11 protein-coding genes and 1 tRNA gene are annotated in these 14,111 nt (G+C 50.2%); 5 read left to right on the top strand and 7 right to left on the bottom strand.

Annotated features, from left to right (window positions below):
• Positions 1 to 6: 6 nt before the first annotated feature.
• Complete coding sequence (locus RIN69_RS14615; RefSeq protein WP_313852665.1) at positions 7 to 1,371, top strand: 6-phospho-alpha-glucosidase; 1,365 nt, start codon at positions 7 to 9, stop codon at positions 1,369 to 1,371.
• A 109-nt stretch (positions 1,372 to 1,480) separates the two neighbouring features.
• The gene (locus RIN69_RS14610) at positions 1,481 to 2,254 is read left to right on the top strand and encodes a MurR/RpiR family transcriptional regulator (protein WP_313852664.1); all 774 of its coding nucleotides are present in this window, start codon (positions 1,481 to 1,483) and stop codon (positions 2,252 to 2,254) included.
• A 66-nt stretch (positions 2,255 to 2,320) separates the two neighbouring features.
• Here RIN69_RS14610 and RIN69_RS14605 read toward each other — a convergent pair.
• Positions 2,321 to 2,396 (bottom strand) — tRNA-Asn (locus tag RIN69_RS14605).
• A 291-nt stretch (positions 2,397 to 2,687) separates the two neighbouring features.
• Between RIN69_RS14605 and RIN69_RS14600 the strand changes: the two genes are divergently transcribed.
• On the top strand, positions 2,688 to 3,809 hold the full coding sequence (locus RIN69_RS14600) for a Gfo/Idh/MocA family protein (RefSeq protein WP_313852662.1): 1,122 nt from the start codon (positions 2,688 to 2,690) through the stop codon (positions 3,807 to 3,809).
• A 73-nt stretch (positions 3,810 to 3,882) separates the two neighbouring features.
• On the opposite strand, the gene RIN69_RS14595 is transcribed toward RIN69_RS14600, so the two are convergent.
• The 6 genes from RIN69_RS14595 to RIN69_RS14570 all read right to left on the bottom strand — a co-directional run bounded on the left by RIN69_RS14595 (position 3,883) and on the right by RIN69_RS14570 (position 11,289).
• Positions 3,883 to 4,713, bottom strand: coding sequence for a glycosyltransferase family 8 protein (locus RIN69_RS14595; RefSeq protein WP_313852661.1), 831 nt, complete (start codon positions 4,711 to 4,713; stop codon positions 3,883 to 3,885).
• A gap of 23 nt (positions 4,714 to 4,736) precedes the next feature.
• A complete protein-coding gene (locus RIN69_RS14590) occupies positions 4,737 to 6,119 on the bottom strand; it encodes a D-arabinono-1,4-lactone oxidase (RefSeq protein WP_390902386.1) in 1,383 nt (460 codons plus the stop codon).
• A gap of 151 nt (positions 6,120 to 6,270) precedes the next feature.
• Positions 6,271 to 7,125, bottom strand: coding sequence for a PRD domain-containing protein (locus tag RIN69_RS14585; RefSeq protein WP_313852660.1), 855 nt, complete (start codon positions 7,123 to 7,125; stop codon positions 6,271 to 6,273).
• A 28-nt stretch (positions 7,126 to 7,153) separates the two neighbouring features.
• Positions 7,154 to 8,620 carry a glycoside hydrolase family 1 protein gene (locus tag RIN69_RS14580; protein WP_313852659.1) on the bottom strand — a complete coding sequence of 489 codons (1,467 nt, stop codon included), beginning with the start codon at positions 8,618 to 8,620 and terminating at the stop codon, positions 7,154 to 7,156.
• On the bottom strand, positions 8,617 to 10,449 hold the full coding sequence (locus RIN69_RS14575; protein WP_313852658.1) for a beta-glucoside-specific PTS transporter subunit IIABC: 1,833 nt from the start codon (positions 10,447 to 10,449) through the stop codon (positions 8,617 to 8,619). The genes RIN69_RS14580 and RIN69_RS14575 overlap by 4 nt, the downstream gene beginning before the upstream one ends.
• 210 nt (positions 10,450 to 10,659) lie before the next feature.
• Entirely contained in the window at positions 10,660 to 11,289 is a 630-nt protein-coding gene (locus RIN69_RS14570; protein WP_313852657.1) for a TetR/AcrR family transcriptional regulator, read from the bottom strand.
• 789 nt (positions 11,290 to 12,078) lie between these two features.
• Between RIN69_RS14570 and RIN69_RS14565 the strand changes: the two genes are divergently transcribed.
• Together RIN69_RS14565 and RIN69_RS14560 are read left to right on the top strand one after the other, a co-directional pair.
• A complete protein-coding gene (locus RIN69_RS14565) occupies positions 12,079 to 12,567 on the top strand; it encodes a hypothetical protein (protein ID WP_313852655.1) in 489 nt (162 codons plus the stop codon).
• Positions 12,567 to 14,108 carry an S-type pyocin domain-containing protein gene (locus tag RIN69_RS14560; protein ID WP_313852654.1) on the top strand — a complete coding sequence of 514 codons (1,542 nt, stop codon included), beginning with the start codon at positions 12,567 to 12,569 and terminating at the stop codon, positions 14,106 to 14,108. Before RIN69_RS14565 ends, RIN69_RS14560 begins: the two co-directional genes overlap by 1 nt.
• Positions 14,109 to 14,111: the final 3 nt, after the last annotated feature.

Here is a 14,111-nt window from a genome sequence, read left to right as displayed (position 1 = left end):
AATACCATGAAGAAGTCCCCGTTTATTCTCGCCATTGCCGGTGGTGGCAGCACTTACACCCCGGGTATTGTGAAGAGCCTGATGATGCGCCTGGCTGATTTCCCACTGGCAGAAATTCGCTTGTATGACATCGACAGCCAGCGGCAGGCCATTATTGCGCCAGTGGTGGAGAAAGTGATACGCGATCACAGTGACAGTATTAAATTCACCGTGACCAGCGATGCCGAAGTGGCATTCAGCCACGCCAATTTCGTTTTTGCTCAGATGCGTGTCGGGCAATATAAAATGCGCGAGAAGGATGAAAAAATCCCGCTGCGTCATGGCGTAGTCGGGCAGGAGACCTGTGGTCCGGGTGGCCTTGCCTATGGCCTGCGCACCATTCTGCCAATGGTCGAGCTCATTGATCTGGTAGAGCGTTATGCCGATAAGAATGCGTGGATCGTTAATTATTCCAATCCGGCAGCAATTGTCGCCGAAGGTGTCCGGCGTCTGCGCCCCGACGCCAGAGTACTGAATATCTGTGATATGCCGGTAGCGGCGATGCGTAATATTGCCGCCATCCTCGGCGTCGAGCGTCATCAGGTTACCGTCGATTATTTCGGTCTTAATCACTTCGGCTGGTTTACCCATTTGTATGTTGACGGCGTAGACCGTCTGGCGGAAGTGCGTGAGCATGTGGCGCGTTTTGGCCTGCTGACGGAAGATGCGGCAGCGACCGATCCCCAGCACGCCGATCCGTCATGGGTGAAAACCTGGCGTAATATCAAACCGATTATGGACCATTTTCCCGATTTCCTGCCGAATCCTTATCTGCAATATTATTTGATGCCAAATCAGATTGTTGAGCAACAGGATCCTGACTACACCCGCGCCAACGAAGTGATAAATGGTCGTGAGAAGACGCTATTTGCCGCCGCTGCGGAATATCAGCAGACCGGAATTTTACCGGATGCGTTCCACGTTGGTGTGCATGGGGCTTTTATTGTTGATGTCGCCTGTTCGCTGGCGTTTGATTTACGCCAGCGCCATCTGGTGATAGTCGAGAACAGGGGCGCAATCGCCAATCTGCCTTATGATGCGATGGTCGAAGTGCCGGCGTATATTACCGCGCAAGGCCCAGAACCGGTGCGTATGGGCAATGTGCCGCAGTTTCACCGTGCCCTGCTCGAACAGCAGCTGGCTTCGGAACAATTGCTGGTAGAAGCAACGATGGAAGGTAGCTACGAAAAGGCCCTACAGGCTTTTACCCTTAACCGCACGGTGCCGACGATGCAGCATGCGAAAGCGATACTCGATGAGATGATCGCTGCCAACCAGGACTACTGGCCAGCGCTCAAACAGGCGTATAAAGATGGCCAGCTACACGGCTGAGTGAAGTTAAAGCAGATGCAGCGTGCTGCGTCCCAAACTTATCACCGGATTGTTGAATCCTTCCCAGTCCGCCTTTAGGATAGCGCATCACTGCTTACCGAGGGGCGTTATGCATAACCGTCTCACGCCACTGTTGCAACGCAGTGGCGATCTTACCCGCGCAGAATACCGGGCGCTGGCCTTTGTCAGCGATAATACCTGGCGTATCAATAAGCTGACGGTGAGAATGCTGGCAGAAGAGACATTTGTTTCCACGGCCACCATTATGCGCCTGTGCCAGAAGCTGGGATTTAGTGGATTCAGCGAGTTTATTTTTCATATCAAGCTGTTGCTGAATGATCCGGCGTTGACCCCGCTGCCGCAGATGGCAATTCAACAGCCGACGCCGCTGGCATTTCCGCAATTTGTCGCCAACTATCAGCGAACCTTTGATTTTATCAGCGCAGAAACCGTCAGCGCCTTTAGCCAGCTACTGCATCAGGAAGAGAGCTTTTTCCTCTATGGCACCGGATTTTCACATCTGTTTGCCGAGTATCTGGCGAAAAAATTACAGATTCTCGGCAAAACAGCCTTCGCCTCAGGTCTGGGCGACAGCCGCAGTATCTTTCTGAATAATGCGGCAAAATATCGGGTTTTTATCGCTATTTCCCGCAGCGGTGAAACTGAGCAGGTGCTGGATAAAGCGCGTATTGCGCACAGTTCCGGTATGACGGTAGTGGTATTCACCCGCGCTTCTTTTAATTCACTGAGCAGGCTGGCGGATATACATTTTCAGTTGTATGACGATGCCAGTAATGATGCGGTGGATGTTGGCGAGATCACCTCATTTGAATCCAACCTGGTAATGCTGATTGACCTGCTGCTGCTGAATGCCACCGGCTGAGCATCAGCATGATGAGACAGATGCAAAAAGCCCGCTCAGGTTTCCCTGAGCGGGCTTCTCTAAATATGGCTCCCCTGACTGGACTTGAACCAGTGACATACGGATTAACAGTCCGCCGTTCTACCGACTGAACTACAGAGGAATCGTTTGAACGGGGCGCATATTATCGAGGCTGCCGCACGTTGTCAAAGCCTGTTTTCACTAAATCCTGCTGACTGCTGAATAAAGCAGCAGTTACTGTGTTTATCAGGGATTTAGCGGCAAAGTTATTCCGTTGCGGCAGGTAAGCGCGTTTCACAGCGCATCATTCTGTTGCAGCGCTTTTGCAGTTATCTTCGGAAGAATGATCACGTTTATTTCATTTTCATATTGTGTAACTGTTTTTTGAAATATACATTCCACTCATATCGTTTATCAGCAGCAGGAAATCGGCATGCAAAAGGTGAGAATTGGGCTTATTGGTACTGGCTACATTGGGCGTTGTCATGCGATTGCTTACGCTCAGGCATCGACGGTGTTTAAGCTGAAAGGTGAGATAGTGCGTGAAATGCTGGCGGAAGTAACGCCGGAGCTGGCGCGCAGCAAGGCTGATGAGTTTAGTTTTAGCCGCTCAACCGGTAACTGGCGCGAACTGGTCAGCGATCCCAATATTGATGTGGTCGATATCTGCGCGCCAAACTTCCTGCACAAAGAGATGGCACTGGAAGCCATTCGTCACGGCAAACACGTCTATTCAGAGAAACCGCTGGCGCTGACGGTAGCGGATGCTGAAGAGATGACCCGAGCTGCACAGCAGGCAGGAGTAAAAACGCTGGTAGGTTTTAACTACATGAAAAACCCAACCAGCCAGCTGGCACGCGAAATAATTGCGGCGGGTGAAATCGGTGAAGTGGTGCATTTCTACGGCACTCACAATGAAGATTATCTGGCGGATCCGAAGACGCCACTCGACTGGCACTGCCAGAAGGCACTGGCCGGGCTGGGTGCGCTGGGCGATCTGGCGGCGCATATCGTCAATATGGCCCACTATCTGGTGGGTGAGATTGATGAGGTCAGTGGCGATATGCTGACGGTGATTAAACAACGTCCCGATCCGAAAGATCCCACGCGTTTGTTGCCGGTAGAAAATGAGGATCAGGCCAGCGCCTTACTGCGCTTCTCACAGGGTGCGCATGGGGTGATTGAAACCTCACGTATTGCCTGCGGCAGCAAAATGGGGCTGACTTATGTGGTGACCGGCACCAAAGGCACTCTGCGTTACACGCAGGAGCGCATGGCAGAGCTGGAGCTGTATCTGCACACCGATCCGGCCGGGCGGCAGGGTTTTAAAACCATTCTTACCGGGCCTGCACATCCGGATTATGCCGCATTCTGTATCTCAGCCGGTCACGGTATTGGATTTAACGATCAGAAAACCGTTGAGATTCGTGATTTGATCAACGGTATTGCAGCTGACGACCGGATGTGGCCAGATTTTGCCGAAGGTTTACAGGTGTCGAAAGTGCTGGAAGCGATTGCGGTATCGGCGATTGAACGTCGCTGGATTAAGGTTTAACGCTGTTAATAACGGGAGCCATAACGGCTCCCGTACAGCATTTCATTATCGCGCTAATGTAGCGTGAAACGGCTCAAAGCTCGCGGGCCATCTGCAACCATAACTTATCAAGTGCGTAATAGCGGTCGTCCTCAGCAGCCGGTTGCTGCCAGTCACGTTCCCACGGCTTGGCGAGGATATAATGCAGGTTCTTAACTTCAGCAAGATTCCAGCTTCTGGCATGTTGAACCGACAGCGTTTTCAGCGCGTTATAGATATAAGGTAACGCTTTCCAGCGTCCGTCAAAAAATTCATTCAGCAGGTCTTGTTCTGAAAACTGATAGCGAGACAGATCGTCAATGGCGGCAATCTTCCGCTCAAGCTGCTTAAACACCTCAGCGTCTGGCGTCAGCACCAGGAAGCCGGCGTTTAAATAGGCATCAAGATGTTCTGGTGCAGGTTGTTGACGATCCTGCCAGCTGTAAAAACAGTTTTCTGGCACCCAGCTTTGCGGATAAGTCGCGATGTTATTTGGATTGCAGCGGCAGGCGTGACAGGCGGCGATACCGTTTACCGGCAGCTCGATATCAAACAGCTCGTCCATATTTTGCAAAACCAGCATATCGGCATCAAGAAACACCAGCCGCTGATAGTCGGTAAGTTGCCAGGCGCGCAGTTTAGTCCACACTTCCGAGAAGCGAGCTGAAGCGTAATGATGCGCCAGGTCGCTTTGTGGATTTAGTGCAGAGACGGCGACGATGACGCAGCCCTCGGCTTTCAGTTGAGCTGCGATGGCCGGCTCAATATTCTCGGTCACCATCACTACCAGTGGATAGCGGCTGCCACTCAGACGTAAGGATTTATGCAGCGTCTGCACTCCAGTCAGATAGTCGGGCTGAGTCAGCAATGTGATCCATGCCTGCATAGAATTACCCCCCGGTTTTTATATCAGTCAAAAAGTTGTGACAGGTAGTCGTTGCTAAATTTTCGCTGTGGATCAAGCTGTTGACGTACTTCACGGAAAGCGTCCCACTGCGGATAGTTTTCTCGCCAGTGATAAAGGCGCGGATCGTAATATTTACCCCAGTGTGGGCGTCCGCCCTCTGCCGCCAGCAGTTTCTCCACTTCGCTGAGAAAATGGGTGCCTTCAGCCGACAGGCTGCCGTCGTCAGCGTAATAGACCACAAAGCCAAAGAAACAGGTGGCCTGCTGATAAGCCGGGCTAAGCCAGGCGGAAGAGGGGCCGGTACAGCGCAGAATGATCGGATAGTGCATATGCGGATGTTTTTCAGCATACCAGCGTTTGATTTTGCCAATCACTTCAGCGGCGCGCGCCAGCGGAATGCCGATTTCTACATTGATCTGCGGCACCGCAATACCGCGGCAGAAAACCTGATAGATATCGCCCGTTACATCCGAAAAGTCTTTAAACCGGGTAACGGTTTTAAACTGTTTACCGCCTTCGCCGCGAATCTGCGTATCGTTATGCATATGCTCCAGCGTCTGCTCGATGGTGCTGTTCAGCGAGCTATTGCTGTCAGGTTGTTTAACCAGATCACCGTAATTAAGCCGGTAAACCTGCTCCTCTTCCGCTGTGGCTTCGCGTGCGCACCAGACATGCATCTGATCCTCATCGACAAACCACCAGGCTTTACTCAGTGCATAATTTTCGTTCCACTGATAAAGGTCCTGTTCCAGATTGCTGGCGCTGACGGCATTTTTAAAGCAGGTATAGATGTGCGACGGTATGGTCTTAAGCGTAACGGCAGTAACTACGCCTAGTGAGCCAAGTGCCACCTGCACTGCACCAAACCACGGATGATGACGATCAAATTCGCGGATGCTGCCGTCGGCCAGCGCCATACGAATACTTAGCGCCTCATCGGCCAGTGAACTTTGCTGCAACCCCTGGCCGTGAGTGCCGGTCGCCATTGCGCCAGCCAGGGTTTGTATGGAGATCACTCCCGGTGACGAGGCCAGCATGCGTCCCATTTTGCTCAGCGTCTGATACACCTCGCTGAGCGGCGTGGCAGCGGCAAAGGTCGCGCTGTTATCGGTTGAGTCCAGTAGTCCAGAAAGCTTGCTGAGATCCAGCAACATATCCTGCGGATTGTCGATTTTTAGCATCCGTCCCGGTGCCAGCCGGCTACCAATGACCTTAACTTTCCCGCTGTGGCTGGCGAGCAGTTGTTGTAACTCTGCTTCACTATCTGGCCGACAAACGGTACGGCGGTCGCCTAACTGAGCATTTTGCGCCCAGTTCCACACCTGAGTATCACTGTCAATCGCGTCGGTATTTCTGAGCGGAAAGCGCCCATCGTCTTTTTCCACTACAACATTCCTTCCATCTGGTCTGTGAATTGCCAGCGCATCTGGCAGAGTGATGAGCTTCGCAAACAACGGATAACATTATCTGTCGCTCTCTGAAGCGTAGACCATTTGGTTTAATGCCAGTTTTTTGACAGCAAAAGCGAGGTGGCAGTCAGCCCGCGTTTTCTTCAGCTTCGTTACTGTCCGCCAGCCTGCTGATATGTATTGTCAGCCAGGTCAGCTCATCTTTTGGCAGGATTGTCTGATACTTCTCGGCGATATAGTCGCGAATCGCCCATGAGACGTTCATTGCCGCCGGATAGAATTTCAGCAGCTCGTGATAAAAGTCGTCGCTGTTTTTAGCGGCGATTTTTTTGCTGATAATTCGCTCAGCGAAGTAGCGTAGGTGGGTGATAAAGCGAATATAGTTTATCGAATTGATATCGATATTTTTATTGAGTTTGTAACGAACAATTTCAGCAATGCGGTTCACCAGCTGCACCTGTAGATGCGCATCGCTGTTTTCACTGTCGCCGGAAGCGTTGATCAGATGAAAGGCGATATTCACTGCTTCATCTTCAGGCAGCTCAACATTAAAACGCTGACTGACGCTGTTCTTTGCCAGTACGCCTAACTCATATTCCCGCTGATAATAACGTTTCACTTCCCAACTGAGTTTATTGGCAAAATTACTGCCGTTTTTACAACGCTCAACCGCAAAATAAAGATGCTCTGCCAGGGTGAAAAACAGCAGCGAATTCAGCTTCTCAACGTAATGCTGCTGAGCCATGGCGATAATGTCATGAGTGGCATCAAAAAACGCCGCAGGTACCGTATCGGTAAGTGAAAGAAAGTGTCTGGATTTAAGGTTATCCAGCGGAATAAAAACCTGCTCGACCTCAGCCAGATCGATAATCGTACCGGGCTTGGTACCAAAACCAATACCTTTGCCAAACAGGATCATTTCCCTTTGGTCATGGTCTACCAGTAACATGCTGTTGTTCAGCGATTTCTTCACTTTAATCACGATATTTCCCTGCGGCGATATTTCACAGTCAGTCGAGGTCGCGGCCATTGCTGGCGATGACTTTCTGATACCAAAAGAACGAATCTTTTCTCAGGCGCGCCAGTGAGCCATTACCGTCATCATCCTGATCGACATAAATAAATCCATATCTTTTAGTCATTTGTGAGGTGCCGGCACTGATAATATCGATGGTTCCCCAACTGGTATATCCCATCAACTCAACGCCTTCATTGACTGCTTGCGCCATCTGTTCAAAGTGTGAGCGGAAATAGTCAATGCGATAGCCGTCATGAATTTTGCCGTCCTCAACAATATCTTTCGAACCCAGACCGTTTTCGACAATAAACAACGGTTTCTGATAGCGATCGTACAGTTCCAGCAGTGAAATTTTCAGACCGACCGGATCGATTTGCCAACCCCATTCTGATGCCGGCAGATACGGGTTTTTTACGCCCAGGACGGTATTACCGGCGATGCGCTCGGCGTCGGGCTGGGTGGATTCCGTCAGCGACATGTAGTAACTGAACGACAGGAAATCTACGGTGTGCTGGCGCAGGATATCCAGGTCACCCGGCTGCATCTCAATCTGAATGCCGCGTAATTCCAGATCGCGTTTAATCAGTGGCGGATAAGCACCAAGAACCTGCACATCGGTATAAAAATAGTTCTCAAGATTCTTCTTCAGCGTGGCCTCAACATCGGCCGGATGGCAGGTGCGCGGGTAGGTGGTCAGTTTGGTCAGCATACAGCCGACCTGGCTACCGGGAATTTTTGCATGACAGTCGCGCGTCACCAGCGCTGAAGCGACGAACTGATGATGCAGCCCCTGATAAACATCGCTGATTTCCCGTCCCGGCGCGCTTTTTTCCTCACGAATACCGGCAGTGGTAAATGGATGGCGATGAATACTGTCGATTTCATTAAACGTCAGCCAGTAACGCACCAGATGTTTATAACGATCAAAGCAAACATTGCTGTAACGGACAAACGCATCGACAACATTGCGATGGACCCAACCGTTGTATTTTTCACTCAGTACCAGCGGCATTTCGTAATGGGAAAGCGTCACCAGCGGTTCAATCTGATGTTTGCGCATCTCGCTAAACAGATCTTCATAAAACTGCAGCCCGGCCTCATTCGGCTCAGCATCTTCACCGGTTGGGAAGATGCGCGCCCAGGCAATCGATACGCGCAACACTTTACAGCCCATCTCGGCAAACAGCGCCAGATCTTCTTTATAACGATGATAGAAATCGATGCCGCGCCGTTTTGGATAGAACGCATCATTGTGGCCATTCAGCGCATCAGCAACATTCTGATCGCTGAGCGCCATATGACCCTCATAGTTAGTCAGGTCTAAATTAGCTTTATAGGTGATTGCATCCGCGACCGAAGGTCCTTTTCCATCCAGGTTCCATGCGCCTTCAGCCTGGTTGGCGGCGATAGCGCCACCCCATAAAAAGTTTTCAGGAAAGCCAGATTGCGTGTCCGTCATACAGACTCCTTTAACGTCATGATGTTGTGATGATGATTGATACTGAGTCGGGGAATTTCAGTTGAGACGCTGAAACGTTCGCTGTTAGTGACCACCATCATAATGACCGGGTCATAACCGGCGGCGATAATCGCTTCAAGGTCAAATTTCACCAGCAGATCGCCGGTTTTTACCTGTTGCAGTGCGCTGACCTGCGGCGCAAAACCGCTGCCATTCATTTTTATCGTGTCGATGCCGATATGGAAAATCAGCTCGACGCCGCCGTCAGTTAACATGCTAAGTGCATGACCGGTATCGAAAACGTTGCTGATCACTCCGTTTGCCGGTGCATACAGCGCACCTTTTACCGGCCGAATCGCCATGCCATCGCCCATAATGCGGGTGGAGAAAACCTCATCATTGACCTGTTCAAGTGGAATTACCTGACCTTCAGCGGGGCTGTTAAAGCGCAGTTCTGGCGTGGCTTGCAGAGTGTCGGCGGGGGTGGCCTGCTGATCTTCACGCCAGATAAATAAGGTAATAAAGAACGAGACGCTAAAGGCGACGCCGGCCGCGGCGAAGGCCCAGACGATATTCCATTTATTATCCGGTGAAACAAACAGTGAAATACTGGCCAGGCCGGGACCGACCAGCGCAAACGCCTCGACTGTCATCCAGCCGATAAAAGCACCGCCAATAACGCTGCCGGTAATCACCGCGTACAGCGCTTTTTTATGCAACAGCGTAACGCCATACAGCGCGGGTTCAGTAATGCCGCACAGCGCTGAGATGCCGGAGGAGAGGGCGGTGGATTTTAATACTTTATCTTTGGTTCTCAGCGCAATGGCCAGACAGGTGCCCGCTTCGGCAATGTTGTGCGCCAGCGAAGCCGGCAGATATAACATCTCGCGACCAAATTGCCCCATCGACGCAACGGCGTATGGAATCATCGGTTTATGCATCCCGGCGGCCACCATAAAAGGCAGCACGCCTGCCAGCAGTGCGGTGGCAACAAAACCAAGCTTGCCATACAGCCAGAGAATTACCGTTGCCAGACCGGCACCGACTTCATAGCCCAGCGGACCAAGGAACAGTAGGGTAACCGGTACGGTTACCAATAATGAGAGCATCGGTGACAGGAAAATACGCAGTGCGCCGGGAGAGTAGCGATTAAAAAACTTCTCGGTTTGCGCGTAGAAAAGAACGCATAAAATTGCCGGAAATACCTGAGAGGCGTAGGCGATATTTTTCAGGTCCAGCGCAAGGAATTCAGCGCCTTCAGCAAGTTGCTTCGACATCGCCGGTAATACCATTACCGAAACCGCTGACACCGCGACCAGAATGTTGACCTTTAATTTCATCGCGGTGGTAATCGCTACCAGAATCGGTAAAAAATAGAGTGGGGCAGAGCCGATATTATCCAGCACTTTATAGGTCGAGCTGTCGCGGCTTAACCAGCCCATCAGATCAAGCAGTAACAGCATTGATTTCAGTACGCCGCCACCCGCAATTGCCGGCACCAGTGGCTGAAATACGCTAATGATAAAATCAATGATAAGTGACATTCGGCTGATGCGAGCCGGAGCACTGCTGGCACTTTTGGGTTGGCCGTCAGTGATGCTTCTCACCGCCTGATAAACGCCAATCACCTCACTGCCAATAATGACCTGGCACTGGGCATTAATTCTGACGCCCAGTACGCCCGGCACCTTTTCCAGCGCGGATTGATTTATCCGCGAATGATCACGAAGGGTCAGCCGCAGTCGGGTGGAGCAATGCTCGATATGATCGATATTGTCAGTACCGCCGACCAGATCAATAATTTCCTTTGCTGTCTGAAGATGATTCATGTCACGACTCTCCTGCCGCCCCAAAAAAAAAGACCTGAAGCCCCCTTTTTCAAGAGAGAGCTTCAGGTCTTGCCTGGATAACCAGTTACACGCCTGGATTTAGTTGTATATTTTGCGGCAACTGAAAGTCAAAGAGATTAATTGCCCGGCAGTGATAACTGTGACGCAACTGGCAAAGTGTGGTGCGGAAAGCAGTATTTGTCGCAGTAATCAGTCGTGACGAATATAACGCAGGGTGGCGGTTACGGCCAACTGGCGGTTACGAGCGGCGATATCGGCATCGCTTCTGTCACGAGTAAACAGAGTGCTGAAGGTATAGTGATTAGAGACATGGTGAACGCAAATGCTACTCAGCAGGCGGTGCACATCAATGGTTTCCAGATCGTCGCGGAATAAACCTGCCGCGCGCCCACGGTTAAGAATATCCTCAAGCACATCTACCGCACTCTTATTCAGGGACTGTATGCGTTCAGACTGGCTGATATAGCGGCCACGTAACAGGTTCTCGCTGCATACCAGACGAATAAAATCGGGATGAGTAGCATGATAGTCAAAGCTCTCTTCCACCAGCTTGGTCATCGCTTCTTCTGGCGCCAGTGCTGACAGGTTCAGGCTGGTTTCATGCTGACGAATTTGCTGATAGACATGCTCAAGCACCTCGATATAGAGGTTTTCCTTGCTGCCAAAGTGATAAACCACCATCCGCTTGGTGGTTTCGGCCTGTTCTGCAATCTGTTCCAGCCGTGCGCCCTGCATACCAAATTCAGCAAAGGTTTTCAGTGCTCCGGCAACAATGCGTTTTTTAAGTCCTTCCGGATCGTTCTTTCTCTTGGCTGGCATGAAGGGACATCCTGATAGTATTTAGGGCTAGGGTATCGTTGATGGCGGTATGACACAATCTGGCAATGGTAAACCAGTTGCATAAACTGTACTTACCAATTGGAGTTGTCGGCTGAAGATCGAGAAAGAAAATTACATTTAGCGGGGCAACAGTCGCGCGGGCCGGCGATGGCAGATGCATGGAAAAGCAAAAATCCCGCTCAGGTTTCGCTGAGTGAGGCTCTCGAATTTGGCCCATCTGGCTGGGATCGATTTATAAATACAGATCATTATCACGTATTCCGCGCCAGACATCCTTCATCCGGGCTTTCCAGTTTATCGATAAAAGCGTGAGTCTATACGATGTCGAAATTTAAATCTGAGCTTTGTTAGCTTAATCGTTATTTTATCTTTTCTGTTTTAAAAACTGTATTTCTTCTGCGATTTTATAAATGAAGCTATTTCATTTAATTTAATCCACAACTTTATCATTACTGGATTTCATTATTGGAATATAATTTATGTCCATTAGTTAATATTTATTATCTTAGAATGTTTATATAATATAAAAAAAGGACCAATGGCGATTTGGACAAGCAGCAGACAGTAAAACAGTTACAAACGCTGGGTATTTGAATTCAGCCGGATTAGTGAAGCTACAGTAGAATATTTTATGCTTTAATCTGAATATACCATCACTGCCGTTTTGATATTGATTTTATAACTCTATGACAACCATCTCTTTTAAGTTAAATCACAAATCGGTTAGAATTGCATCAGTTAGACCATGGAAATGACAAGGAAAAGGGAATGAGACGTCAATATACCAACGAACTGACATCGGAACTGCTGTCAACAATGGAGCAATCACCGTTTACGGCGGAACAACTGGCCGGGATGAATGATCAGGCGCGTGCGCTTATCGCCGGACAGCAGGAATATTGCCGCCAGCATCCTGTTACGGCCCTGTACCGTATTGCTGTGGAGGGTAGCCACACCAGGGAGGGCGGAACGGTTCATGCCTCCTGGAATGGAAATCAGATCGAACTTTCAGATGGAACAAAATTGAATGTTGCACTGCAAGGTGATGAGGTTGTTTATGCGGATGGCAGAACTGCGAAAATTATAACGGGAGCGGGTAAGAGAAGTGAAGTCAATGCCCGCAGTGTGGCGCTCGTTGGTAGCCGTCTGGATAACGGTGATGAGATTATCAGCACTTTGTGCCATGGGCCAATGATTGTCGGGCGTGAAGGAGAAACGATGCCAGAAGATTTCCTGCCATCCAGCGAGGTGGCGTAATGGGAAATCGTTCTACCTGTTATGGGCGAGGCACGGCACTGGAGGGGGATAAAACAGCCTCGGGTGCTGAATGTATCGCCTCAATGTCCAATGATATCGAGCACGGACGAAGGGTTGTCCGTGTTGGTGATAAAACTACCCGATGCCCCAAATGTGGTGAGGTTGGGGTTATCGTATCCGGTGAACCCCGTGATACCAATAATGGAAAAATAGCGGCGGTAGACGGATCAATTGTGCACTGCGGTTGCCCTTCCGGGTCGAACTGGATTATTGCGCCTGCCGGACAATGGGTTGGTAGAGGCCCGGATCCTTCCATTGCAGCCCTTGCAGCATGGGGTGCTGAACGTAAGGCCGCAGAAGAAGAAAAAGCCAAACAACTTGCTGAAGCACGTGACCGCAATCGTGTGTTCGCCAAATCCTGCCTGCGGGGTGAGGGCTGTAATGATGCCGGAGAAGATCAGGAACCTCATACCAATTTCGCTGTGATGGCATTTTATCAGGCCGTTCCCCCTGCTGATCCTGTATCAGATAATGATGTTGTCCAGCACGCTCAGACAGCCAGGAAAAAGAAAGCTGCAGAAGATATTCCAAAGCCGAAAAAGCGAAGCGCCCTGTATAAATGGTGGTTCGGTAATCATGAGGAGGTCGAATACCAGCGTGCAACAGCAGCAGCCACAAGTGCTGCTAACGCTCAGATGGCGGTTGAAGGAGCCAGTGTGCTTGGGCTGGTGGGTGGAAAAGCCATTACAACAGGAACATGGGCAGTAAAACTTGGTGAGATGGCTACAGGACTTGGAAGGGTCGCAGCCAGCGGCCCCGGTGCTCCCATTGCAGCAGTTGTGGTGGGAATGATGCCCGGAAGACTGAACGACGGTGAACAGGACTTTATTGACCGGATACGTCTGGAACAGATGCGTGAAGCGCCAAGCCGTGTGCGTTATACATGGGAACAAGATGATAAAGGTAATCCGGTTCCTCATGGCTGGCATACTCCACCCGGTAAAGATAGGGTGCGTGTGCGCAAAATGGAGTGGGACAGCAGCCGAAAAGCTTATACGTTCACCACAGAGGAAGATCCGCGTATTACCATTATCTGGACGCCAGACAGTTCAGGTGTCAATGTTCCTTCAAATACAGGTAACCAGAATCCTGTAAGGATACCGAACCCGGTAGTTGTTGATCCGCTGCCGGAAGACACCGGGATTGAGGCCACAACCAGCCCGGTACCGGAAGAGAAGGGATTTGCGGATTATATTCTTATTCTGCCGTTGCCGAATATTCCACCGATTTATGTATATCTTAGTTCTGTTCTTAAAGGTAAAGAAGCAGCGGAAGCGGCTAGAAAGCTTGGTTATGACCGCCGGATTTCAGCGGATAAAGTGCCATTTAACTCCCACGGACAGCCAGCGTTCTTTAATGGAAAAGATTATATAACTCCTGATGTTGATGGACATAACGTATCTTATGGTTGGAAAAAAATCAGTAAAAAAGGCGTTCGTTTAGGAACATATGACAAAGATTTAAATAGAATAAAGGGGTGATGA

This window comes from Winslowiella toletana, from assembly GCF_032164335.1.
In the GTDB taxonomy this organism is placed as follows: domain Bacteria; phylum Pseudomonadota; class Gammaproteobacteria; order Enterobacterales; family Enterobacteriaceae; genus Erwinia; species Erwinia toletana_A.
This window is presented reverse-complemented; position numbering and strand designations above follow the sequence as displayed.